This window comes from Aestuariivirga sp. (assembly GCF_047600585.1).
GTDB lineage: Bacteria > Pseudomonadota > Alphaproteobacteria > Rhizobiales > Aestuariivirgaceae > Aestuariivirga.
This window is the reverse complement of sequence record NZ_JASGKP010000001.1, coordinates 1,284,144-1,306,911: the sequence shown is the minus strand read 5'-3', so window position 1 is coordinate 1,306,911 and position 22,768 is coordinate 1,284,144. Positions and strand designations below refer to the sequence as shown.

Annotated in this window: 28 protein-coding genes and 2 tRNA genes; 14 read left to right on the top strand and 16 right to left on the bottom strand. The window is 62.7% G+C overall.

Features of this window, described 5'->3' with window-relative positions; genetic code table 11:
* Nucleotides 1-48: 48 nt before the first annotated feature.
* Nucleotides 49-456 (bottom strand): DNA-directed RNA polymerase subunit omega, encoded by a 408-nt coding sequence (gene rpoZ, locus QM801_RS06315; RefSeq protein WP_415018362.1) that lies wholly within the window; start codon nt 454-456, stop codon nt 49-51.
* A gap of 80 nt (nt 457-536) precedes the next feature.
* On the opposite strand from rpoZ, the gene QM801_RS06310 reads away from it, so the two are divergent.
* On the top strand, nt 537-1,016 hold the full coding sequence (locus QM801_RS06310) for a methyltransferase family protein (RefSeq protein WP_415018361.1): 480 nt from the start codon (nt 537-539) through the stop codon (nt 1,014-1,016).
* A 96-nt stretch (nt 1,017-1,112) separates the two neighbouring features.
* On the opposite strand, the gene QM801_RS06305 is transcribed toward QM801_RS06310, so the two are convergent.
* Nucleotides 1,113-1,198, bottom strand: a tRNA-Leu gene (locus tag QM801_RS06305).
* A 286-nt stretch (nt 1,199-1,484) separates the two neighbouring features.
* On the opposite strand from QM801_RS06305, the gene QM801_RS06300 reads away from it, so the two are divergent.
* From QM801_RS06300 to QM801_RS06285, 4 genes are all read left to right on the top strand, one after another.
* Nucleotides 1,485-2,069, top strand: coding sequence for a transglutaminase-like cysteine peptidase (locus QM801_RS06300; RefSeq protein WP_415018360.1), 585 nt, complete (start codon nt 1,485-1,487; stop codon nt 2,067-2,069).
* Between the two features lie 321 nt (nt 2,070-2,390).
* The gene (locus tag QM801_RS06295) at nt 2,391-2,942 is read left to right on the top strand and encodes a transglutaminase-like cysteine peptidase (protein ID WP_415018359.1); all 552 of its coding nucleotides are present in this window, start codon (nt 2,391-2,393) and stop codon (nt 2,940-2,942) included.
* 28 nt (nt 2,943-2,970) lie between these two features.
* On the top strand, nt 2,971-3,573 hold the full coding sequence (locus QM801_RS06290) for a helix-turn-helix domain-containing protein (RefSeq protein ID WP_415018358.1): 603 nt from the start codon (nt 2,971-2,973) through the stop codon (nt 3,571-3,573).
* 101 nt (nt 3,574-3,674) lie between these two features.
* Nucleotides 3,675-3,905 carry a hypothetical protein gene (locus QM801_RS06285; protein WP_415018357.1) on the top strand — a complete coding sequence of 77 codons (231 nt, stop codon included), beginning with the start codon at nt 3,675-3,677 and terminating at the stop codon, nt 3,903-3,905.
* On the opposite strand, the gene QM801_RS06280 is transcribed toward QM801_RS06285, so the two are convergent.
* The 5 genes from QM801_RS06280 to QM801_RS06260 form a co-directional block, all read right to left on the bottom strand.
* Complete coding sequence (locus QM801_RS06280; protein WP_415018356.1) at nt 3,897-4,427, bottom strand: gamma carbonic anhydrase family protein; 531 nt, start codon at nt 4,425-4,427, stop codon at nt 3,897-3,899. The genes QM801_RS06285 and QM801_RS06280 overlap by 9 nt on opposite strands.
* An 8-nt stretch (nt 4,428-4,435) precedes the next feature.
* Complete coding sequence (locus QM801_RS06275; protein WP_415018355.1) at nt 4,436-4,750, bottom strand: DUF6949 family protein; 315 nt, start codon at nt 4,748-4,750, stop codon at nt 4,436-4,438.
* Between the two features lie 143 nt (nt 4,751-4,893).
* Nucleotides 4,894-5,106: a DUF3126 family protein gene (locus QM801_RS06270; RefSeq protein WP_415018354.1), complete on the bottom strand. Its 213-nt coding sequence runs from the start codon at nt 5,104-5,106 to the stop codon at nt 4,894-4,896.
* A 31-nt stretch (nt 5,107-5,137) separates the two neighbouring features.
* Nucleotides 5,138-5,971 (bottom strand): serine O-acetyltransferase, encoded by an 834-nt coding sequence (gene cysE / locus QM801_RS06265; protein ID WP_415018353.1) that lies wholly within the window; start codon nt 5,969-5,971, stop codon nt 5,138-5,140.
* Nucleotides 5,972-6,075: 104 nt separating this feature from the next.
* Nucleotides 6,076-6,840, bottom strand: a complete 765-nt coding sequence (locus tag QM801_RS06260; RefSeq protein WP_415018352.1) for an alpha/beta fold hydrolase — start codon at nt 6,838-6,840, stop codon at nt 6,076-6,078.
* 52 nt (nt 6,841-6,892) lie between these two features.
* On the opposite strand from QM801_RS06260, the gene QM801_RS06255 reads away from it, so the two are divergent.
* Both QM801_RS06255 and QM801_RS06250 read left to right on the top strand, forming a co-directional pair.
* Entirely contained in the window at nt 6,893-7,138 is a 246-nt protein-coding gene (locus QM801_RS06255) for a zinc-finger domain-containing protein (RefSeq protein WP_415018351.1), read from the top strand.
* Nucleotides 7,139-7,196: 58 nt separating this feature from the next.
* The gene (locus QM801_RS06250) at nt 7,197-8,396 is read left to right on the top strand and encodes a winged helix-turn-helix domain-containing protein (RefSeq protein ID WP_415018350.1); all 1,200 of its coding nucleotides are present in this window, start codon (nt 7,197-7,199) and stop codon (nt 8,394-8,396) included.
* On the opposite strand, the gene QM801_RS06245 is transcribed toward QM801_RS06250, so the two are convergent.
* The 3 genes from QM801_RS06245 to QM801_RS06235 all read right to left on the bottom strand — a co-directional run bounded on the left by QM801_RS06245 (nt 8,389) and on the right by QM801_RS06235 (nt 10,140).
* Nucleotides 8,389-9,696, bottom strand: a complete 1,308-nt coding sequence (locus QM801_RS06245; RefSeq protein ID WP_415018349.1) for an aspartate aminotransferase family protein — start codon at nt 9,694-9,696, stop codon at nt 8,389-8,391. The genes QM801_RS06250 and QM801_RS06245 overlap by 8 nt on opposite strands.
* Nucleotides 9,697-9,721: 25 nt before the next feature.
* Nucleotides 9,722-9,807, bottom strand: a tRNA-Leu gene (locus tag QM801_RS06240).
* Between the two features lie 48 nt (nt 9,808-9,855).
* Nucleotides 9,856-10,140 (bottom strand): hypothetical protein, encoded by a 285-nt coding sequence (locus QM801_RS06235; protein ID WP_415018348.1) that lies wholly within the window; start codon nt 10,138-10,140, stop codon nt 9,856-9,858.
* Nucleotides 10,141-10,274: 134 nt separating this feature from the next.
* Here QM801_RS06235 and QM801_RS06230 point away from each other — a divergent pair, with 134 nt between their 5' ends.
* Nucleotides 10,275-10,625, top strand: coding sequence for a cyclic nucleotide-binding domain-containing protein (locus tag QM801_RS06230; protein ID WP_415018347.1), 351 nt, complete (start codon nt 10,275-10,277; stop codon nt 10,623-10,625).
* A 1-nt stretch (nt 10,626) separates the two neighbouring features.
* On the opposite strand, the gene QM801_RS06225 is transcribed toward QM801_RS06230, so the two are convergent.
* Complete coding sequence (locus tag QM801_RS06225) at nt 10,627-10,989, bottom strand: DUF3307 domain-containing protein (RefSeq protein WP_415018346.1); 363 nt, start codon at nt 10,987-10,989, stop codon at nt 10,627-10,629.
* 127 nt (nt 10,990-11,116) lie between these two features.
* On the opposite strand from QM801_RS06225, the gene QM801_RS06220 reads away from it, so the two are divergent.
* Both QM801_RS06220 and QM801_RS06215 read left to right on the top strand, forming a co-directional pair.
* Complete coding sequence (locus QM801_RS06220; RefSeq protein ID WP_415018345.1) at nt 11,117-11,881, top strand: FecR domain-containing protein; 765 nt, start codon at nt 11,117-11,119, stop codon at nt 11,879-11,881.
* Nucleotides 11,882-11,917: 36 nt separating this feature from the next.
* The gene (locus QM801_RS06215) at nt 11,918-14,107 is read left to right on the top strand and encodes a CHASE2 domain-containing protein (protein ID WP_415018344.1); all 2,190 of its coding nucleotides are present in this window, start codon (nt 11,918-11,920) and stop codon (nt 14,105-14,107) included.
* On the opposite strand, the gene gpt is transcribed toward QM801_RS06215, so the two are convergent.
* Nucleotides 14,104-14,601, bottom strand: a complete 498-nt coding sequence (gene gpt, locus QM801_RS06210; protein WP_415018343.1) for a xanthine phosphoribosyltransferase — start codon at nt 14,599-14,601, stop codon at nt 14,104-14,106. The genes QM801_RS06215 and gpt overlap by 4 nt on opposite strands.
* A gap of 149 nt (nt 14,602-14,750) precedes the next feature.
* Here gpt and QM801_RS06205 point away from each other — a divergent pair, with 149 nt between their 5' ends.
* Complete coding sequence (locus QM801_RS06205; protein ID WP_415018342.1) at nt 14,751-17,072, top strand: ATP-binding protein; 2,322 nt, start codon at nt 14,751-14,753, stop codon at nt 17,070-17,072.
* 23 nt (nt 17,073-17,095) lie between these two features.
* Here QM801_RS06205 and QM801_RS06200 read toward each other — a convergent pair whose 3' ends face one another.
* Nucleotides 17,096-17,866, bottom strand: coding sequence for a competence/damage-inducible protein A (locus tag QM801_RS06200; protein WP_415018341.1), 771 nt, complete (start codon nt 17,864-17,866; stop codon nt 17,096-17,098).
* Between the two features lie 58 nt (nt 17,867-17,924).
* Here QM801_RS06200 and sfsA point away from each other — a divergent pair, with 58 nt between their 5' ends.
* From sfsA to radC, 3 genes are read left to right on the top strand one after another with little or no spacing between them, the layout of a single operon-like run.
* Nucleotides 17,925-18,632 carry a DNA/RNA nuclease SfsA gene (sfsA, locus tag QM801_RS06195; protein ID WP_415018340.1) on the top strand — a complete coding sequence of 236 codons (708 nt, stop codon included), beginning with the start codon at nt 17,925-17,927 and terminating at the stop codon, nt 18,630-18,632.
* Nucleotides 18,629-19,435 carry a type I methionyl aminopeptidase gene (gene map, locus QM801_RS06190; protein WP_415018339.1) on the top strand — a complete coding sequence of 269 codons (807 nt, stop codon included), beginning with the start codon at nt 18,629-18,631 and terminating at the stop codon, nt 19,433-19,435. The genes sfsA and map overlap by 4 nt, the downstream gene beginning before the upstream one ends.
* 21 nt (nt 19,436-19,456) lie before the next feature.
* Nucleotides 19,457-20,149 (top strand): RadC family protein, encoded by a 693-nt coding sequence (gene radC / locus QM801_RS06185; RefSeq protein WP_415018338.1) that lies wholly within the window; start codon nt 19,457-19,459, stop codon nt 20,147-20,149.
* Here the strand turns inward: radC and QM801_RS06180 are convergent.
* From QM801_RS06180 to QM801_RS06170, 3 genes are read right to left on the bottom strand one after another with little or no spacing between them, the layout of a single operon-like run.
* The gene (locus QM801_RS06180) at nt 20,142-21,749 is read right to left on the bottom strand and encodes an NTP transferase domain-containing protein (protein WP_415018337.1); all 1,608 of its coding nucleotides are present in this window, start codon (nt 21,747-21,749) and stop codon (nt 20,142-20,144) included. The two genes, radC and QM801_RS06180, sit on opposite strands and share 8 nt — an antisense overlap.
* Before the next feature lie 18 nt (nt 21,750-21,767).
* A complete protein-coding gene (locus QM801_RS06175; RefSeq protein ID WP_415018336.1) occupies nt 21,768-22,445 on the bottom strand; it encodes an XdhC family protein in 678 nt (225 codons plus the stop codon).
* Nucleotides 22,442-22,753, bottom strand: coding sequence for an XdhC family protein (locus QM801_RS06170; protein ID WP_415018335.1), 312 nt, complete (start codon nt 22,751-22,753; stop codon nt 22,442-22,444). The genes QM801_RS06175 and QM801_RS06170 overlap by 4 nt, the downstream gene beginning before the upstream one ends.
* Nucleotides 22,754-22,768 lie beyond the last annotated feature (15 nt).

The following is a 22,768-nucleotide window of genomic DNA, read 5'->3' as shown; positions in this document are numbered from 1 at the left end:
CAGCCCCGGCCTTGGCATGCATGCTAAGACAGATCAGCGCGGATAGCTTCAATAGCCGTTGCGCTGGCTGCCGGGGCTCTCCGCCGGCGGCAGGCCTTCGAGGCCGCGCAGCAGCTCTTCCTCGGTCATCTGCTCGAGTTCCGGCTGGTCCTGGCCCTGATCGTCCACGACCGACATGTCGCCGGACTGGGCAATGAGCGGCACTTCGGTCTCTTCCGGCTCGTCCACTTCCACATGCTTCTGCATGGCGTGGATGTATTCCTCGCGGAGGTCGTCCTTGTTGATCGCCTCGGCCGCGATTTCGCGGAGCGCCACGACCGGATCCTTGTCGCGGTCACGGTCAACGGTGAGCGGCGCACCCTGCGACAGCAGGCGGGCGCGGTGGGCGGCGAGCAGAACCAGCTCGAAGCGGTTCGGCAACTTGTCAATGCAGTCTTCGATGGTGACGCGCGCCATGAAGCTTGAACTCCTTGGATGAATTGGGAATTGGCCGGGCTTCTAGCCACTATGGCCGGCAAATGCAAGTATTGTGGGCCATGGAGACCGAAGATCGCCCCAACACCATCCCCTGGCCACCCCTGCTCTTTGGCGGGGCGGCGGCAATGGCTCTCGCCATCCACGGACTGGCGCCCCTGCCATTTCCGGACGGACGTCTCTGGCAAGTGCTGGGCGCCCTGATGGCCGCGGCTGCCATCGCCATCGACCTTCTCGCCTTTGCTGCCTTCCGCCGCCATAAGACGACGATCCTGCCCCACCGTGGCGCGGATCATCTCATCACAACGGGCATTTACGGCTGGAGCCGCAATCCCATCTATCTGGGCAATCTGTTGCTGGTGGCAGGCGCCGGCCTGTTCTTCGGGATCTGGTGGCTGGTGCTGGCGGCCCCCATCGCCCTCCTCCTCACCTGGAAACTCGCGGTGGAGCGGGAAGAACGCCATCTGGCGCAACGATTCGGACCGTCGTGGCATCAGTATGCCCGGACCACCAGCCGCTGGCTGGGCCGCTCGATTTCCTGACTGTTTTGGGTATCTGAGGTTTTCCGGGGGCCAGGCGCAGGTGCCAAAGGCACCTGCTGACCCGGTTTGCCATCCCTTGTTCCGTTAGAACAGGGATGGTGCGGTCGAAAGGACTTCGAACCTTCACGAGTTTCCCCGCTACCACCTCAAGGTAGTGCGTCTACCAATTCCGCCACGACCGCTCTTCTTGCGAAGCGCGGGCGTGATTAACAGGGGATTTCCAGAAGCGCAACCCCCGCAGGGCACTATTGCGCGCGATTGTTCTTTTCCTTGGAAAATCACGTGTCCTGACCTCCATGGTTAACAAGACCTGCCGGAAATCGGAAGCAATTACATAAACTTGCGACGCGCAGCTGAACGTGGCTGCAATGTGGCGAAGCTATCGTGGCCCCAACAACAACGAATGGGGCGTTACAAATGGTGAGGTCAAGTGCAGTGGGGGCTGCCCTTCTTCTCGGAGCGATGCTGATGCCGCAACCGGCCTTGGCAACGAACACCGCAGACGAAACTCAGCAGGACTTTGCAATCGAATACGGCCCGGCCCGTCCGCCGATCGGCTTCGTGCGATTCTGCGCCGAGAACCCCGGCGACTGCAAGGACCGCACCAGCCGCGCCCGCCGCATCACCCTGGACCAGGAGCGCTGGGCCCTGATCGACCAGGTGAACAGCTACGTGAACGGAAAGATCAAGCCGGTCAGCGACATGGAGCTCTACGGCGAAGCCGAGCACTGGGCCTATCCGGTCGATGCCGGCGACTGCGAGGACTATGCCCTGCTGAAGCAGCGTTACCTGCTCGGCCTCGGCTTTCCCCGCGAAGCCCTGCTCAACACCGTCGTCCTCGATGAAGCCGGCGAAGGCCATGACGTGCTCACCGTGGTCACCGACAAGGGCGAATTCGTTCTCGACAACCGCCGCAACGACATCCTCCGTTCGCGCGACACGAAATACACCTTCCTCAAGCGCCAGTCGCAGGTGAACCCGCGGCAGTGGGTGGCTCTGGTGAAGGAAAAGACAATCACTTCAGGCACCGTGACGAGCACACCCGCCCAGTAAGTGCCAGTAAGTGATTGAAACAGGAATTGGCCCGGCCGGCGTCCCCCCATCCCCCAAACCGCCGGGCTTCTCGGAGCCGACACCGTCCCACCCGGTGTCGGCTCTACTTTTTTGTGCATATCCCGGCTTCGCCACACCCTCGCCGCGAATGTTAAACATTTCTCCTGTGTATTAACCAATCGGTAACACTTGTGTTGCGCCACGGCCCGCGATGTAAGAGTCTTAACGAAGAGTTAATTGTGTGGGTGGGCTGTGGTGATGTGGGTGCGGGTCGGTTTGCTGGTCGTGGCGTTGTTGTCGTGTCTCGGTGGCGGAGTTGCCATGGCGGGTGACAGCGCGCTGTTTGTTGCAGAGCACGGAAAGTCCAAGCCGCCCATCGGCTTCGTGAAGTTCTGTGCCCAGAGCCCATCCGAGTGCAAGGGCAAGGGCACCCTGCTCACGCCCCGCCTGCGCATGTCCCCCGAACGCTGGGCAGACCTGTTCGAGGTCAATCTCCAGGTCAACAAGGACATCAAGCCCGCCTCCGACCAGGAGCTCTATGGCGAAGTCGAGTTCTGGGCCTATCCCGTCACCGCTGGCGATTGCGAAGACTATGTGCTGCTGAAGCAGCGCGAACTCGAGCAGCGCGGCTTCCCCTCCTCTTCGCTCCTCATCACCGTGGTGCTGGACGAGAACAATGAGGGCCACGCCGTCCTCACCGTCAGCTCCGATGCCGGAGACTTCATTCTCGACAACCGCCGCGACGACATTCTCCTGTGGAGCGAAACCAAGTATCGCTTCCTTAAGCGCCAGACGCAGCGTGATCCCAAGCAGTGGGTTTCGCTGGACGATGCCAAGACCACGGCCACGGCCTCTCTCGGCACCGGCAACTGAGGACGGGCGAAACACCCGCATGATCTGAATGGCGGAGCGGCCGGATCAGCACAGCTACATTCGCGATGTTCTCCGCCGCACAGGCCTGAACCAGACCGAACTTGCAAAGCGCGCAGGCCTTGATCCCTCAACCCTGTCGCGCTTTCTTTCCTCACCGACGTCACCCACGCTGCGCGCCACCACCATCCGCCGCATCGAGCAGGCATCCGGCGTTATCTTCGGCGCAGGCGGGGCCGCCACGGACGACAGCACGCCGGGCCTGTCCGAGTCGGAAGCCCTGCCCCTTGCAGCCGATGCGTCTGATCTCGTGACATTGATGCTCACGCACCTCAGGTCCGCCAATGGCAGCGTCGATGCCTGGACACTCCGCAGCCGCGCGCTCGAACTGGGCGGCTTCCGTCCGGGCGACATCCTGTTCGTGAAACTCGGCGCTTCCCCTCTCAAGGGCGACGTGGTGTGCGCGCAGGTCTATGACTGGACCGCGGCCCGCACCGAGACCGTGTTCCGCATTTTCGATCCACCCTATCTGATCTCGGCGACGGCGGATCCCAGGCTCTTCGCGCCCTTTCGGCTGGATGACGAACGCATCGCGGTGAAGGGCGTCGTGCTCCACAGCCTTCGCAATAAGTAATTGGCAAATAAGCATAATTTCACATATTTCATGTGAGTTTGTGCTTTTTGGCAACGTCCGCGCGTGATATCAGAACATCACATTCCACCGGAGAGCAAGGGATGAAACTGGTCTTCACCGCATCAGAACTGGCCGAGGCGCTGCAGATTTCCGCCGACGAATTCAAGGAACGGCGGCAGGCGCTCGAAGCCAGCGGGTTCCCCCGGCCGCTCCCCACGCTCGGTGAGCGCTGGTCGATCATGGATGTGGTCAACTGGGTGAACGGCGCCACCCGTCACGGGCGCGAGGACAGCATGGGACACAGCGGCACGCCACTCACGCGCCTATCCTGAGGGCATCAGCCCCGCAGCAAAGCGCTGCCAGTTCCGCACATAGCCTTCCGCCGACTTGGTGAGACGCGCAACTCCCTCTGCATCGATCTGGCGGAGCACCTTCCCCGGCGCGCCGACCACGAGCGAATTGTCGGGGATCACCTTGCCTTCGGGGATCAGAGCATTGGCACCGATCAGGCAGTTTTCTCCCACGACAACATTGTTGAGGATGGTGGCGCCCATTCCGATCAGCGAATTGTTCTTGATGATGCAACCGTGCAGGATCGCCTTGTGACCGATGGTGCAGTTGCGCCCGATAATGAGCGGTGAGCCCATGTCGGTATGAAGCACCGCGCCATCCTGCACGTTGCTGCCTTCGCCCACTTCGATCCATTCATTGTCGCCGCGGAGCACCGCGTTGAACCAAACGCTTGCGTTGGTGAGCAGGCGCACCTTGCCGATCACATCGGCGCTCTGTGCGATCCAATAGCGGCCCTCGCCGGGAAGCTCCGGCGCGATGCCATCAAGGCTGTAGATTGCCATGCGACTCCTCAGGTCAGTCCGAACACCTGAGTGAGAATAAACACGCCCTGGAAAAAGCTCCAGACCAGAGCAGCAGCCAGAACCGGCACGCCCAGCAAAGGCCGGTCGATCAGGTCGTCAAAGGCATCGAGCAGGATGGTGGTCGGAGCTGCAAACACGATGGCCAGCACCCGGAGCGGCGTCATCAGTGTAGGATTGGGATCAAGCAGCCGCGCCAGCCGCGGCTCTTCATCCATGGCAATGGCCCACACCGATCCCACGATCCCTGCGGAAACAAAACCCACAGCGATGGCAAACAGATAAGCTGCGTGCTGCACGTCCATGACACAACCCCGAACAAACCGCACCCGTCCCGGAATGGGACAGGGGCTTTACACAAGATTCAGGATTGCAAGTCCGGGGCCGGATGACAAGGGATGAGGTCTTTCCCTCACGCCGTTTGGATGGAATGCCGGGCGGCTCTGATCTACTCGTCGAGATCGAACTCGAGGATCGCCATGGAGAAGTTGTAGGAGAGTTCGCCGTCTTCCTCGTCGCGGAAGATCACGCCGATGAATTCATCGCCGATGTAGACTTCGCCCGAGTCCTTCTTCTGCGGACGGGCGCGCACGGTGAGTCCCGCGTTGTCGAACTTGGCGCGCAGGAATTTCGTCAGCTTGGCAATTTCGTCGGGCTTCAAGGCATGTGCTCCACTGGTTGTGGCAGGGGGCTTAGACCTGATCGGCCCCCTCCGCAACTGCATCGACCTGATGGTCCATGGCGCGGGCCGGCTCTTCGCAGCCGGCATAGCCCACCACCTTGGCGGGCACGCCGGCAACGGTGCGGTTGGGCGGCACGTCATGCAGCACCACCGAGCAGGCGGCAATGCGCGAGCAGTTTCCGATTTCGATGTTGCCGAGCACCTTGGCCCCTGCCCCGATCAGTACGCCGCGCCGGATCTTGGGATGGCGGTCGCCGCTTTCCTTGCCGGTGCCGCCCAGGGTTACGCCCTGCATGATCGAGACATTGTCTTCAATGACACAGGTCTCGCCGATCACGATGTCATGGCCGTGATCGATCATGATGCCCTTGCCGATGCGGGCTGCGGGATGGATGTCGAGGCTCGCGATCATCGACGAGCGGCTCTGGAGGAAGTAGGCGAAGTCCTTTCGCCCCATGCTCCACAGGCGGTGCGCCATGCGGTGGGTCTGCAGGGCCTGGTAGCCTTTGAAATAGAGGAAGGGATCGATGTAGCGGTGGCAGGCCGGGTCACGGTCGAAGGTGGCGGTGAGGTCCGCACGGGCCGAAAGGCCGATCTCCGGTTCAGCGGTGATCGCATCCTCGAAGGCATTCACGATCGTGTCGGAGCCGAGGTCGGCACTGCCAAGACGCTGGGCAAGACGGTGGATGAGCGCCGCTTCAAAACTGTCGTGGGCAAGCAGCGACGAATAGATGAAACCGCCCAACGCGGGCTCGATGCGCACCGCCTCTTCGGCTTCCGTGCGGATACGGTCCCAGACGGGATCAATCTTTTCGACCGGCTTTGTATTGGTGTCACGGGCCATGGGCGTGCTCCTCGGGTCAGTTACCCTAGCATGGATTGCAGGATGTGGGGAGGAGGAAGAGTTCCGGCTAGTCCGCCAAGGTTAAGGCCTGCTGCCTGCCCCCTTCACGCGCTGGCCTCCGCCGTCTCGGCGAGGAACGCCAGTACGGCCGCCTTGTATCCCTTGTCGCCCACGGCGTTCATGTGATTCTTGCCGGGGAGCGACACGCCACGGGCCGTGGGCATGAGGGCCACGAGGGGTGCCACCGGGCCTGCCACGTCGTCCGCATCCCCCGCTACCACCAGAACGGGCACCCGGATGGTCGCCAGCGCTTCCGGCTTGATCTTGACCCGCGACGACCGCATGCAGGATGCCAGCGCCTTGAGGTCGCTCTTGGTGTTCTGGGCGAAGACCCGGAATGACCGCGCGCCCGGATCGGTGACATCTTCCAGGGACGGCGCTTCAAGACCATCGGCGATGGCTTCGGCACCGGGCACGCCCGTGACCATGCCTTCGGCAAGGCCTGCGAAGATCACCCGCGACACACGCTCCGGATAGTGCAGCGTCAGGAAGGCCGAGATCCGCGCGCCCATGGAGTAACCCATGACCGCCGCCCGGTTGATGTTCAAGTGATCGAGCAACCGCTTCGCATCATCCGCCATGATCGGCGCCGAATAGTCTGCCGGCGAATAGAGCTTCTGGCTGTGGCCGTGGCCGCGGTTGTCGATGGTGATGACGCGATAGCCCGCCTCCAGCAGGGTCTTCTCCCAGCCGGTGGCAACCCAGTTGACGGTGTGGTTGGAGGCGAAGCCATGGATGAGAAGGACGGGCTCGCCCTCCCCCCGGTCCGTGTAGGCGATCTCGACACCCGCAGAATTGAATTTTTGCATGGGCCGCAAGATATGCTATCCGCCTCTTGAAACAAGCCTTTGGAGTTCGGACATGGCGTCTGGCGCAACCCCCCACTTCCACAACAGCATGGGCCTGGCCTCGATCGAGATCGGCGCCAAGGAGTTCATGTGCATCGGTGCGAAGCCGCCCTTCGATCATCCCCACGTCTTCCTCGACATGGGCGCGGCAACCGAGATGATCTGCCCCTATTGCTCGACGCTGTACAAGTTCAATCCGTCGCTGGAACTCGCGGCCTCCATTCCCGCCGAAGCCGCCTGGCACGAAAAGGCCGCATGATCGCGGCTCGGGTCACGGTCCGGGACACTGCGGAGCGTGACCAAGCGGACATGATGTTGTGAAATCGCTTTCGCTTGATCAGGCCCGCCGCATTGCCCTTGCTGCCCAGGGCTTCGACAGCCGGCATCGCGGCTCAACACCAAACTGGGGCGCTATCGCGCGCACGATCGACAAGCTTCATCTCTTGCAGATCGACAGCGTCAACGTGCTGGTGCGCTCACACTATCTGCCGCTCTTCGCCCGCCTCGGAAACTATGACCGCGCGGTTCTGGACAAGCGTTCCCTGAACACGAAGAACCGCCATCTGTTCGAATGCTGGGCCCACGAAGCCAGTCTCGTTCCGATGGAGCTTCATCCCCTCATGCGCTGGCGCATGCACCGGGCCCGCGCCGGTGACGGCATCTATACTTCCATGGACCGCTTCGCCCGCGAGGAGCCGGAGTTCCTGAAATCGACACTGGCCTTTGTCGAGAAGAACGGACCCACACGCGTGCGCGACGTGCCGGAAGGCGGCAAGGGTGACGGCGGCTGGTGGGGCTGGAGCAAAGGCAAGATGGCGCTCGAAACGCTCTTCGACCACGGCCTCGTTACCACATCACGGCGCGATGGCTTCGAACGTATCTACGACATTCCCGAACGCGTGATCCCCTCCGAGGTGCTGGCGCGCGAAACCCCGCCCGAACGCGAGGTCTTCCGGCAGCTGATGGCGATGGGTGGGGCCGCTCTCGGCATCGCCACCGAGATCGATCTCCGCGACTATTTCCGGCTGCCTGTGGCGGACGCGAAGACGGCGCTCGCCGATTGCCTCGCCGATGGCTCGCTCATCGAGGTTGAAGTGAAGGGCTGGAAGGCGCCCGCCTACATCCACCGCGATGCGAAGCGCCCGCGCGAGGCTGGCGGCATCGCCCTGCTCTCACCGTTCGATCCGCTCGTGTGGAACCGCGAACGGGCCGAAAGGCTGTTCGGATTCCACTACCGGATCGAACTCTATACCCCTCAAGAGAAAAGAAAATTTGGCTACTACGTGTTACCCTTCCTGCACCACGACAGAATGGCGGGCAGGCTCTGCCTCAAGGCCGACCGGGAGAACAATGCGCTCCTGGTCAATGCCTCCTATCACGAGGCCGATGCGGATCCCGCTGAGACCGCGCGTGCCCTCGCGCCGGAACTCCGGCTGATGGCGGTGTGGCTGGGGCTTGCCGAGGTCAAGGTGGCGCGCAGCGGCAATCTCGCCGCTGCCTTGCGCAAGGTCAGTTGAGCAGCGACCTGTTGCTTTCGACAAATTCCTGAAGCGCTGTTTCGAGTGCGCCAAAATCCTGATCCGAGAGGGTGAGCGCCAGCGCCATGAATCCGCGTTCGGCGACATAGATGCCGTGATCGAGCAGATGGAAGTAGACGAGCCGCTTGAGGCGGATGTCAGCTTTGCCAGCATCTTCCGGGCTTGCAATTGCGCCGCCCAGCGGGTGCAGCGTGAGCAGTGAGCCGACGCCCGTCACCTGCATGGGCGCCTGATAGCGCATGAACATCTCGTTGAGGCGCGCCTTCAATCCTTCGCCCCGCGCATTGTGAGCCACACAGGCTTCGCGCGTGAACACTTCGGTGAGGCCGACGCGGCCCGCCGTCATGGTCAGCGTATTGTTGTTGAAGGTGCCCGCATGCGGCAGGGGCTTCGGCCGGGTTGGGTCGAAGAGGTTCATGATGTCCGCGCGGCCGCCGAAGGCGCCGAAGCTCATACCGCCGCCGATGTATTTCCCCAGTGTCTTGAGATCGGGCGTGATCCCCGTCTTCTCCGCAAGCCCGCCGGGATGAAGCCGCGAGGTCATCACCTCGTCGAAGATCAGCACGATGTTGCGCGCCGTGCATTCCGCCCGCAGCATGGCCAGGAATTCCTGTGTCGCAGGCAGGCAGCCGCCGCTTCCCAGCATGGGTTCAAGTATGACCGCCGCCAGCTTGTCGGCAAGATCCGCAATGAGGGCGCGGGTCTCCTCCACCTTGTTGTAGTGGCCGAGCACGCATTCGAACGGCGCATTCACCGCCGAAGGACCGGCTGTGAAATAAAGCGTGCCGCCATGATAGCCGCCGAGCATGGGCATGATCGCAGGCTTCCCCGTGAAAGCGCGCGCGGCGGCAAGGGCGAGCATGTTTGCTTCCGTGCCGGAATTGGTGAAGCGCAAGCGTTCCAGTGCAAAGCGCTCCGCCACGGCTTCGGCAAAGGCGACTTCGCGCACATGCTGAGCACCCATGTTAATGCCGCCGGCGAGAGCATCCTGCACCGCCGCCATGATCTTCGGATGGGAATGCCCATAGATGCCGGCCGAGTATTCGCCCACGTAATCGATGTAGCTGTGGCCATCGATATCGTAGAGGCGCGAGCCCTCCGCCCTTTCAACGCGGATGGGAAACGGCTGCGAGAACAGCACCGTGCGGGTGTTGCCGCCCGGCATGACGGCCTTGGCCCGCTCGTGCATGGCGGCGGTTTTCGGCCGCTTGGCAACAAAATTCGCAATTGCGCCATCAAGGGCGGCATCAATCCGGGCATCCCGGTCCAACTTGGTCACGTCATTTTCCTCACACGGCGCCGGCTGGTACGGGCGGAGGGACTCGAACCCTCACGGAGTTTCCTCCAACGGATTTTAAGTCCGTTGCGTCTACCATTCCGCCACGCCCGCACTGACGGAGTGCCATTTCTTCAAGACCAGTCCCGTCAAGCCCTGCATCTAGGCGCGCTTGTCCTTTCTTGACAAGGTCTTGCTGATGTTGCGAATTTGGCAGGGCTCGGGGGAGGAGTGGAACTGATGGACTTGATGTCGTTTGGCAATGCCTTTGGGCATCTGTCTTATCTGATCCTCGCGCTTTCCTATTGGCTGACCAACATCTATTGGCTGCGCGTGGTCGCCGTGTTGGGGTCGGCACTCGAAATTATCTACTTCTCCTACACGGGCGGAGACCTCGCGGTCGGCATCGGCTGGACCGTTGTCTTCATCCTGATCAACCTCTTCCATCTGGTGATCCTGACGCGCGAGCGCCTCAGCCTGCGGTTGCCGGAAGCGGATGCGCCGCTGCTGCGCGAGTTCTCTCGGGCCTCAGCGACTTCCAGATTGCCAAGCTTCTGCGAGCGGCCGACTGGAAGGACTATGTGGCGGGTGATGTGCTCACGCGGCAGGACGCGCCGGTCGATGCGCTTTACTTCCTCTGCCGCGGCCGCGCCAATGTCGAGGTCAGCGGCAAGTTCGTCACCTATCTCGAGAAGGGCACCTTCATCGGTGAAATCGCCTATCTTACCGGCAACCCTGCAACAGCAACGGTGACCGTCGAAGAGCCGAGCCGCGTCCTGGCGTTCTCAAAGATGAAGATGGCCCGCGTCGTGGCATCCGACGAGCAGATCTCCGGGATCATGTACCAGCTCCTGGGGCGAGATCTCGCCATGAAGATGCGCCGCACCAACACCCGCCGCGTGTTGGACGACGACGACCCGACGCGGCTTTGAACTAGACCCCGCTGAAAACCAAATAGGTCAGGAACAGGTAGGTCAGTTGATGCGTCATCTGGTCGGCGCTGAGCGCCCACCAGAATTGCGGGACCGTGGTGGTCCACCCTGCCCGCCGCACGATCTGCTCCTTGGTGAAATCCACATGGTAGTGGATGGCGAAGTCGAGCAGCGCCAATTTGACCGCGACAAGGGCCGACGTTCCGAAAACGAGCAAGGTGCACAAAGTTCCGGCACCGTGGATGGCGGCGTGAAGGATTCCCAGAAGCCGGCCATAATGCCCCTTGTCCCGCACCATCGCACCCGTCTGCAACGGCCCATCACAAATGAAATGCTTCACCTGGAACAGGACGAGAAGCAGCAAGACAGGATTTACTGGGGAAAAAGCCATCGCCGCCTATTTAGGGATAAGGCGCCCTGTTGCCAACCCTTTGGTGTGCGTCTAGAACCTTCGTACGGGGCTTATACATAAATCAGCAGAGTTACGTGTTATGACCGAGCGTCTTGCGTTTCGTGCCCTCTTAGCAGTGGCCGCCCTTCTTTTCTCACTTACGGCTGCACATGCGGCAAACCAGATCGGCAAGGTCGTGGCAACGGCCGGTTCTCCTTCGGCTTCGGGGCCGGGCGGCGACCGCAAGTTGTCAGAAGGATCGAGCGTCTACGAAGACGACAAGATCACGGTTGGCGCTGGTGGCAATGCCCAGATCATTCTGAACGACAACACCAAACTGGTGGTCGGACCGAGTTCCTCACTGGTGCTCGATCGCTATGTGACGGGGGGATCTGGCACAGCCCAGAAGGTGTCCATCAAGACACTGCGCGGCACCTTCCGGTTCATCACCGGCCGCAGCGCGAAGAGCGCCTATGACATCAGTTCGTCGAGCGCCACCATCGGCATCCGCGGCACCGGATTTGATTGGTCTGACAAACGCAACACTGGGCTCGCGGTCATGAGCGGCATAGTGCGCCTTTGCGATGCGAAGTCCGGCAAGTGTGTCAATCTCTCCGAAAACTGCGAGGTCGGTCAAGCCGGCGGCAGCCAGGCGCAGGAATTCTCGGCAGCCCAGGCCGGTGGTCTGATCGTGGGCAACCTGCCCTATGTTCTTGATCAGCGTCCGCTGAACAGGCAGTTCCATCTCCCGACCAACAAGTGCAAGCAGGCGATCGCCAAGTTCCTGAATACGGGTGGTGGTAACGGCTCAATTCGCCAGCCCTTTGAACCGAAACAGAACGACGACAATGGTGACGGCGGCTGATAAATCGCTGGCAACCTCTATGGTTCTGGCTGACTCATGCTCAACAAGCTGAGCAACGGGTGGCCGGCTCTCGCAGGCGTGGTGATGGTGGCACTGCTCACCCTCATGCGCAGCGTGGACCCGGCGCCCGTTTCTTCGCTGAGGGGCTCCGGCTTCGATGCACTGCAGAGGTTGTGGCCGCGGGCCATGCCGGAAGCCCAGCCTGTCCGCATCATCGACATCGACGAGACCTCTCTAAATGAAGTGGGGCAATGGCCCTGGCCTCGCTCGACCCTGGCGACACTCACCAACGAACTGGTAGATCTTGGAGCGGCCGTCGTCGCCTACGACATCGTGTTCCCTGAACCGGACCGCATGTCGCCGCGGCGGATTCTTGCTGCGCCCGAAGTACAGGACGCGTTGAAGACGGCCTCGGCCAACCTCGATGCCTCCGTGTTGCCGGACAACGACGAAGCCTTTGCCTCGGCCATCCGCGGACGGCCTGTGGTGCTCGCCTTCGCCTCTTCGGGTGCCAGCATCACGGCCCATCCGCCGATCAAGGCTGGCTTCGCACAGACCGGTGAAGATGCGCTGGATGCAGCGCCGCGCCTGGCCGGCATCACCACGAACCTGCCTCTGCTCGATGCCGCCGCTGCAGGTGTCGGCAGCATGAATGTGTCGCTGGCCTCTGAAGGCGGCGTGGCCCGCCAGATTCCCTTCCTGCTGGGCGATGGCTCAAGGCTCTATCCGTCTCTGGCCGCCGAAGCGCTTCGCGTGGCCCAGGGTGCCGAGACGCTTCTGGTCCGCGCCTCGCCTGACACGAAGAATGCCATCGAGTCGCTGGTGGTGGGCGACCTCGAGATTCCGCTGTCGGAAGCCGGGCTGTTCTATGTCTACTACCGGCCCGATCCTCGCGATCTCTATGTACCGGCCGCCAAGGTGCTCTCGGGCAAGGAACGCGAAGCGCTACGCCCCCTGATCGAAGGACACGTCGTACTGGTGGGCACTTCGGCCGTGGGCCTGCTCGACGTCCGAACTTCGGCCCTTGGCGAAACCGTGCCCGGCGTCTCGGTCCATGCCCAGGCCATAGAACAGGTCCTGAGCGGCGCCTTCCTCACACGTCCGGAATGGGCGGCAGGAGCTGAAATTCTCGGCGTGATCATTATCGGCCTCGGGCTCTCGACCTTCACCGGCTTCGTGAAGCCGCGCAATTCGATCGTGGCATACGCCATCATCGCGGCAGCCATCTTGGCCGGCACGCTCTACGCCTTCCGTAGCGCCAGCCTGCTGTTTGATGCCACCTATCCGCTGCTCGGCATTACACTCACCTTCCTCGCCAGCATCGCCATGAAACTCATGGTCACGGACAAGCAGGGCCGGCAACTTCGCGGCGCCTTCGCGCAGTATGTGGCGCCCGCCGTTCTGGAGGAAATCGAGAACAATCCCGCCAGCCTCAAGCTCGGTGGCGAGATGCGCGACGTGACAGTGCTTTTCGTCGACATCGAGAACTTCACGCCGTTGTCGGAGAAGCTCGATCCCGTGAGCCTCGTGAAGGTGGTGAACCGCCTGCTCGACGCCGGCAGCAAGGCAATCCTCGCCGAGAAGGGGACCATCGACAAATACATCGGCGACGCCATCATGGCCTTCTGGAATGCGCCCATTCCACTGGAGGACCATCAGTATCATGCAGCCCGCGCGGCAATCGGCATCCGTGAAGCGGTGGCTGCCCTCAACGATGATCCGGACCTGCACGCGCTGTTGACCGGGCGCGGCGCCCCACGTCTCGCGGTCCGCGTCGGTCTGACCAGCGGCCCGGCCTGCGTCGGCAACATGGGCTCCTCGGAGCGCTTCGATTACTCCGTGCTGGGTGAGACCGTGAACACCGCTGCCCGCACTGAAGCAACTTGCAAGAACTTGGGCTTCGATATCGCCGTCGCGGGCGAGTTGCGCGGCAAGACCGATAGCCTCGCCTGGCTCTATGCCGGCAGCCTGCCCATGAAGGGCAAGTCGAAGGCCGAACCCGTCTACATCATCATCGACGATGAAAAGCACGGGGCTTCACCCGTGTTCCAGCAATTCCGCAAGACCTACAATGAACTCATTGAACGGCTTGACGTTGCCGACTCAAAGGACATCCCGGATACGATCCGCATTCTGTTCGACGAACTGGCCGTCCAGCACCCCGCCCTCGCCCACTATTTCGAGAAGCTGGTGAAGCGGGCGGGTGACTTCGCCCTCAAGACCTAGACCGTCGCCCGTTCCCGGATGGGAGGAGCAAACTGCAGGTCCATGTCCCACGGCAGATAAATCCAGGTGTCCTGGCTCACCTCGGTGACAAAGGTATCGACTAGCGGGCGGCCTGACGGCTTGGCATAGACGGTAGCGAAATGGGCCTGGGGCATCATCTCGCGCACCACCCTGGCGGTGGCGCCGGTATCCACGAGGTCATCGACGATCAGCACGCCCTTGCCCTTGTCTTCCCCGGAAATGTCGCTGGCGACCCGCTTCAGAACCGAGATTTCGCCTTGCTTGTCATAGTCATAGGAGGCGATGCAGACGGTCTCTATCACCCGGATGCCAAGCTCTCGCGCAACCACGGCGGCAGGCACCAACCCGCCGCGGGTGATGGCGACCACGGCCCGGAACGGGCCCGCCGCCGAGAGCCGCCATGCCAGGGCCCGGGCGTCCCTGTGGAACTGGTCCCAGGACACCGGAAAACTCTTCTGCCACTTCTCGTCCATGGTACCCCCCTCAAACGGCCTGCCCAACGTTGAACAGGCTTTATGCATGGTCACCGGAAAGCGTTCAATGGCAAGAGTTGGCGAAAGGTTTGTTTCACTCTTTTGGAGTTAGAAAGTCAGCTTCGTGTCTTCTTTTCGCAGGGCGGCAGATGATTGAAAAGCTGATCAAAGCCATGGACGCAGCGGGGGCCGAGGCCATGGCCGTCTCCCTTCCCGATGCAGTGGTGACAGAGGTCACCCTGCCACTCCTGCGTGCCTGGAACTGCCAGCGCGTCGATGTGGTCGGCAAGGGTCTCTACAAGGCCGGCGCGGGCACCCTTTCAGCCCGCCGCGTTCCGAACGAGGACGGCAGCGACACCCAGCAGATCGAAGTCTCCTACCTCCATCCCCTCGGCTCCGCGATCCGCAAGGTCTTCTCGGCCCAGAAGTGGGACGAAGGCGGCCAAACCTTCTACCTCCTTACCGGCAAGGGCATCGACGCCAGCACGGCGCAGCAGGTGCTACAGAATGAAAAGCGCCTTTCGCTTGCCCTCAAGTCCGGCGGCTATGCCGTGTGGGACTACAACTACGAGACCGAGGAAACCTACAATTCGCCGGAGATGTACGACATCTTCGGCCACAAGGTGGGCGAGAAGAACCTCAACTTCGCGAGCTTCGACGAGCTCATCCATCCGGAAGACAAGGACAAGACGATCTCGGAGAAGATTCGCAAGGCGCCCTTCGGCGCCGACGTCTTCCAGACGCGCTACCGGGTGAAGACATCGTCGGGCAAATACGTCTGGATCGAGTCGCTTGCCGGCGTGATCCGCAGCCCGACCGACGGCCACCCGATGAAGTGCATCGGGCTCTGCCGCAACATCGACGAGCAGATGGTGGCGCTCGAGCGCCTCAAGGTCTCCGAACGGAATTTCAAGCGCACCCAGGCGGCAGCCCGCCTCGGCAGCTTCGCGCTCCGCAACGAATCCGGCGTCTCGCGCCTCTCGCAGGAAATGGCAGCGCTGATCGGCATGGCCGACGCCATGATCCATCCCAACCTCAACACCTTCATCGGCATGATCGAGCCGGGCGACCGCGAGAAGTTCTGCGAGGCCCTCGAACTTGCCAAGATCGGCACGGCCATCAAGAACCTCGAGATCGCCGTCAAGGACAAGAAGGGCGAGCTCGCCTACTTCGAAGTGAGCATGGAGCCGGAGCGTGACGACAAGGGCGTCGTCGACGGTGTCTTCGGCTGCTGCCAGTGCGTCTCCGAGCGCAAGGCACTGGAGAAGCGCTTCCACCAGGCCCAGAAGATGGAAGCGGTGGGCCAGCTTACGGGCGGCATCGCCCACGACTTCAACAATCTGCTCATGGTGGTGATGGGCAACCTCCAGCTTGTCGAACAGCTGGTGCGCAGCGACGACCGCGCCCTGAAGCGCATCCGCGCCGCCATCGATGCTGCGGAAAAGGGTTCGGAACTTACCCGCCGCATGCTGGCCTTCTCGCGACAGCAGACGCTGCAGAACAAGGAAGTGACGGTCAACGAACTGCTCTTCTCCATGCAGGACATGCTGAAGCAGGCACTCACCGCCATCGTCGACCTGAAGATCATTCCGAGCGAGGAACTGTGGTCGATCAAGGTCGACAAGACCATGCTGGAAACAGCCGTGCTCAACCTCGCCATCAACGCCCGCGACGCCATGCAGCCGGCGGGCGGCAGCCTGATCATCGAAACCTCGAACCGCAAGCTCGATGCCGCCTACTGCGCCGAGCATGAGGAGGTGATCCCGGGCGATTACGTCGAGATCTCGGTCACCGACACGGGCTCCGGCATGGCGCCCGAAATCATCGAAAAGGTGTTCCAGCCCTTCTTCACCACCAAGGGCCCGGAAAAGGGTTCAGGCCTCGGCCTCTCGATGATCTACGGCTTCGTCAAGCAGTCGAACGGCCACATCAAGGTCTATTCGGAAGTGGGCCACGGCACCACGGTCAAGATCTACCTGCCGCGCCTGCGAGGCGAGTCGAAGGATATCGAACCCAGCCTGCCGGCCAATCTCCAGGCGCAGCTGAAGCGTGAACTGGGCAGCCTGCCTTCGGCGCCCGCCATGACGCTCACCGCAGAGAAGCGCAAGCAGCTTGTGCTGGTGGTGGAGGACAATCCCTCAGTCCGCGACGTCGCCGCCGCGATGATCGAGGAAATGGACTTCGACGTGATTACCGCGAAGGATGGTCACGAAGGCCTGAAGCTCATTACCGAACGCAAGGACATCGATCTCGTGCTCTCCGACGTCATCATGGCGGGTGGCATGAACGGCCCCGAACTGGCCGTGAAGGCGATGAAGGTCAGGCCCAACCTGAAGATCCTCTTCATGTCGGGTTATGCGCCGGGCTCCGTGCGCCAGATGCAGGACCTGCCGGATTCGATCGAGCTTGTGAACAAGCCCTTCACGCGCAACGACCTGACCGAGAAGGTTCGGAAGGCACTGGTCGCCTAAGGGCGGCCGTCAGTCTTTCGCCGTCATTCGACTTCGGCCCAGCCCCGCGCCTTGCCCTGCTTGAACAGGGCATCCGCCGCCTGCTTCACCTCTTCGGTGGCAGCGGCAAGAACCGCTTCATCCCGGCCTCGCAGCACGAGATTGGTGGAGAAACCGCGCTCGCTCTCGAAGGGATAGGAACCGATCGACAAGGCGGGATAGCGCTCCTGCACCTCCTTCAGCGGCTTGGCGACATCGCCCTCGCCGCCTTCGAAGCGGATCGTGCGCGACTTGACCGGCGTTCCCGTCACCAGCGTGGGCGCGATTGCATCCATCATTGCATGCATGACCTTGGGCACGCCCGCCATCACATGCACGTTGCCGATCCTGAAGCCCGGTGCCTTCGAGACCGAGTTGTAGATCAGCGTGGCGCCATGGGGGATGCGGGCCATGCGCATGCGCGCCTCGTTGGCCTCGCGGCCCATCTCCTTGAAGAAGGCTTCGAGGATGGCCGTCGCCTCCGGATGATGCGAGATGCCCACGCCAAAGGCCTTGGCAATGCAGTCGGCTGTGATGTCATCATGGGTGGGGCCGATGCCGCCCGTGGTGAAGACGTAAGTATAGCGCGCCCTGAGCGCATTCACGGCTTCCACGATGGCTGCCTCGTCGTCGGCGACAACGCGCGCCTCGAGAAGATCAATGCCGAGCGCCGTCAGGTAGTCGGCGATGTAGCCCAGGTTCTTGTCCTTGGTCCGGCCCGACAACACCTCGTTGCCGATGAGCAGCACGGCGGCGGTGGGAGCAGTCTCGGACATGTCAGGAACCTCTTGATGAGGCTGGACATATCCCACCCGGCATGGTTCCTGTCAAAGCATGAAGCTTCCCCTTCCTCTCATGCCTGCCACGCTGATCCGGCGTTACAAGCGCTTCCTCGCGGATGTGCGGCTGGAGACGGGCGAGGAGGTTACGGCAACCTGCCCCAACACCGGCACCATGCTCGGCCTGTGCAGCGAGGGGGCACGGGTCTGGCTGTCGCGCTCCGACAGCCCGACGCGGAAGTATGCCCACACCTGGCACCTGACCGAGCGCGATGATGTGGGCCTCGTCGGCATTGATACGAGCCTGCCAAACCGCATCGCGCAGGAAGCAATCGAGGAGGGGCTCCTGCCCGAGTTGGCGGGCTACGGCACCCTGCGGCGCGAGGTGAAGTATGGCACCAACAGCCGCATCGATCTCCTGCTGGAAGGGGAAGGCCGGCCACCCTGTTATGTGGAGATCAAGAACGTCACCCTGCTCCGCCAGCCGGGCCTGGCCGAATTCCCGGATTGCGCCACGGCGCGGGGCACGAAGCATCTGGCGGAAATGGCTGAAATGGTGCGGGCCGGCCACCGGGCCGTGATGCTCTATGTGATCCAGAATGCCGGACCCACGCGCTTCACCCTGACGCCCGACCTTGATCCTGTCTATTTCAAGGCATTTCAGGCAGCCCGGAAGGCGGGGGTTGAAGCACTGGCGTTCACCTGCCATGTGAGCGTAGACTCCATCAGGCTCAAGTCCCAGGTCCCGGTCATCGATCCATGAACACACGCACCGAAGCACAACCGCGCATCCGCCTCCACAAGCCGGAGGATTTCGTCAAGATGCGCAAGGCCGGCCAGCTCACGGCGCAGCTTCTCGACATCCTCGTCGAGGAGACGAAGCCGGGCGTGACCACGGCGGCGCTGGACCGCATCTGCGTGGAGTTCGCCCGCGACAACAACGCCATTCCCGCCACCATCGGCTACCGCGGCTACAAGTACGCGCTCTGCACCTCCATCAACCACGTGGTCTGCCACGGCATGCCCAACGACAAGCCGCTGATGGAAGGCGACATCATCAACATCGACGTGACGCTCATCGTCGATGGCTGGTACGGCGACTCCAGCCGCATGGTGAACGTGGGCCGTGTCTCGCGCTCGGCCGAGCGGCTCGTCGAGATCACCTACGAGTGCCTGATGCGCGGCATCGAGGTGGTAAAGCCCGGCGCCCATCTGGGCGACGTGGGCCACGCCATCCAGTCCCATGCCGAAGCCAACCGCTGCTCGGTGGTGCGCGATTTCTGCGGCCATGGCCTGGGTGAGGTGTTCCACGACCATCCGAACGTGCTGCACTACGGGCGCCCTGGCGAAGGCGTTCTTCTCAAGCCCGGCATGTTCTTCACGATCGAGCCCATGATCAACCTCGGCAAGCCGCACGTGAAGGTGCTCTCCGACGGCTGGACCGCCGTCACCCGCGACCGCTCGCTCTCGGCCCAGTTCGAGCACACCATTGCCGTCACCGAAACAGGCCACGAGATCTTCACCCTCTCGCCGCGAGGGCTGCACTGTCCACCCTACCATTTCTGAGCCATGACGAAGGGGGGCGGCATGGCAGAGGCGATGGGGACGGCGCCGGACTATCTCGGCCATCGCGAACGTCTGCGCCAGCGCTTCCGGCAGGCTGGAGGCGATGCCCTGCCCGACTACGAGATGCTGGAGCTGGTGCTATTCCGCTCCATCCCGCGCGCCGATACCAAGCCGCTCGCCAAGGCCCTCATCGCCCGCTTCGGCAGCTTTGCCGAAGTGATCAGCGCAGCCCCTGAGCGCCTGATGGAAGTAAAAGGCGTGGGCGAGGCCGTGGCGATGGACCTGAAGCTGGTGCAGGCGGCAAGCCTGCGGCTGGCGCGCGGCGAGGTGATGAACCGCCCTGCCCTCTCCTCATGGAAAGCGATCGTGGACTATTGCCGCGCCGCCATGGCCTTCGAGACGCGCGAGCAGTTCCGCATCCTCTTCCTCGACAAGAAGAACCAGCTGATCGCCGACGAGGTGCAGCAGCGCGGTACCGTCGATCATACGCCGGTCTATGTCCGCGAGGTGATCAAGCGCGCGCTGGATTTGGCCGCAACGGCGATCGTGCTCGTCCACAATCACCCCTCGGGCGATCCCACGCCCTCCATGGCCGATATCGAGATGACGAAGAAGATCGTGCAGGCGGGCGACAAGCTGGGCGTGCTGGTGCACGATCACCTGATCATCGGCAAGAACGCGCACGTGAGCTTCCGCTCATTGCAGCTTATCTGACGGCAGCCCGCATCTCGGCGAGGGCTTCCGGAGTATCGGCATCGGCAATGACGCCCAGATCATCGACGGCGATTTCGACCGCCTCTGATTTCAGGTCGCCGATCAGGCTGCGCGCGCCGCGGTCGCCTTCCAGCGTCTGTAATTTCGGGAAATGTTCGCGGCCCCACAGCACGGGATTGCCGAACTGCCCGTGATAAGTGGGGGCGACAATGGTCCGGTGCTCGGTCGGATTGAACGCGGCGATCAACCGGCCGACGGTCGCCGGCTCGACGAGCGGCATGTCCCCCAGCACGATCAGCACCGCATCGCTTTCTACGGCGGCGGCCACGCCTACCCGGATGGAGCCCGCAATGCCCTTGGCAAAATCAGGATTGAGTACCGTGCGCATGGTGGCAGGCACGTGGTGCTTCACCTCTTCGGCATCGCGGCCGAGGACGACAACCACCTCATCGACACCAGCCGATTCCAGCTTCGCCAGTGTTGCCGCAATGAGCGGTTGCCCATGAAAATCAGCGAGCAGCTTGTTGGCGCCCATGCGGGAGGACAGCCCGGCCGCCAGCACAACGGCCGTCACCCGGGGCGCGAGAATGGCTGGGCTGGCTCCTTCGCGCGGTGAGGGACGCGACGGAATTTCCGCCAGCAAGCCGCCTGCCCCCATGTCCATGATGTCGGTGGGTGAGACAGGCACGTCGGCGAGCACGCGTTCCAGCACCCAGTCGAAGCCGTTCACCTTCGGCGAGCGGGCACATGAGGGTACGCCGATCACGGGCGTGTCCTGCACCTGACCCAGCATGAGCAGGTTGCCGGGATCGACCGGCATGCCGAGGTGCAGCACCTCGCCGCCTGCCTCCGTCACGGCGGCGGGAATGACGTCGCCCCGGTCCACGATGGCGGACGCTCCCATCACGAGGATCGGTGAATGTCCTGCCGCACGCGCAGCAGCCACGGCCTTGGCAACGTCATCCTGCGCATGGTGGCAGATCACCACGGAGGCCAGCGTGGCGCCCATGGCTTCAAGGCGCTCCCGCATCACCAATTCGCTCTTGGTGAGGATCGACTCTTTCGTCTGCGGCAGGCGGGTGAGGATGAGTGCAGCATGTTGCACCCGGAAGGGCGAGACGCGGAGCAGCGGCTTGCCACCGATGATCGCAAGCGCTTTCTCCAGCACCGGACGCGGCACGGCAAAGGGAATGACCTTCACGGTCGCCACCATCTGCCGGGGCGAGACCCGGGCGAAATTGGGCAGCGTGGCGATGGTCAGGCTTTCATGGAGATGATTGATGGCACGGATGCGCGCCTCGTCGAAGACAACGACTCCGGCCTCCAGCGCGTGAAGATTGGCCCGGCCGGTGAAGGGTTCCTGCGCCCGCGCACCACCATCACAGATGGCCAGTGCGATGCGGCGGGCGGCCTCGTCCTCCGGCACATCATCTGCTGCGAGCCGCGCCGCGATCACGTGGGTGTGGCCTGCGGCCTGGAGTGCGGCCACATCCTCTGCTGACAACACGCGGCCCTTCTTGAACATGCCACCCGCATGCTTGGTGCCATGGGCAAGGATTGCGCCCACCGCATCGGAGAGTGAAGTCTTGCCGAAAATCATCCCAACCTCACCCCAGCCTCATCCCAGCCTCAGGCACTTGGTCATCTCGGCCATGATGGAGATCGCGATTTCGCTTGCACCCACCGCGCCGATGTTGAGCCCGATTGGCCCATGGATGCGCGAGAGCTCATTGTCGCTGAAGCCCTTGGCCTTCAGGCGTTCGAGGCGCGAGCCCTGCGTCTTCTTCGATCCCAATGCGCCGATGTAGAACGCCTGCGAGCGCAACGCCAATTCGAGCGCCGGATCATCGATCTTCGGATCGTGGGTGAGCGCGATGAAGGCGGTGCGCTGGTCGAGACCGATCTGCGGAATGATCTCGTCCGGCCATTCTGCATGGAGGGAGATATCGGGGAAGCGCGCGCCCGTGGCGAAGGCACCGCGCGGATCGACAACCCAGATGTCGTAACCAGCGGCCCGGGCCATGGGGATGAGCGCCTGCGCAATCAGCACCGCACCCGTGATCACCAGCCGCAGCGGTGGATTGTGCACGGTGACAAAGACCTCGCCGCCCTCGGTCTGCTCAACGCCCGACTTGTCGAAGCGGAAGGCCTTGTCGAGGATCGCCGCCAGAGGATCATTCGCCGCCTCGGCGCGGGGCACGAAGCGCTCTTCGCCCGTTGCAAGATCGGTGACGACGGCACAGGGCTGACGCGCCGCACGGGCGGCATTCACCCGGGCGAGCAGCTCCCGTTTCACTGCACGGCCTCGACGAGGATGCGGATCTTGCCGCCGCAGGCCAGGCCCACCTTCCAGGCGGTTTCATCGGCCACGCCATAGCTCAGGACCTTGTGACCGCCCGTCGCAATCGCATCCTGCGCGGCGGTGATGACGTCGCCTTCCACGCACCCGCCCGACACGGCGCCCTCGAAATTCCCCTCGGCATCGACCACGAGCTGGCTGCCCACCGGCTGCGGTGCCGAGCCCCAGGTTTCGATCACGGTGGCCAGCGCCACCTTGCGGCCTTCCGCCAGCCAGGATTCCGCAATCGTCAGAACATCAGTCATTTCATATGCTTCCAC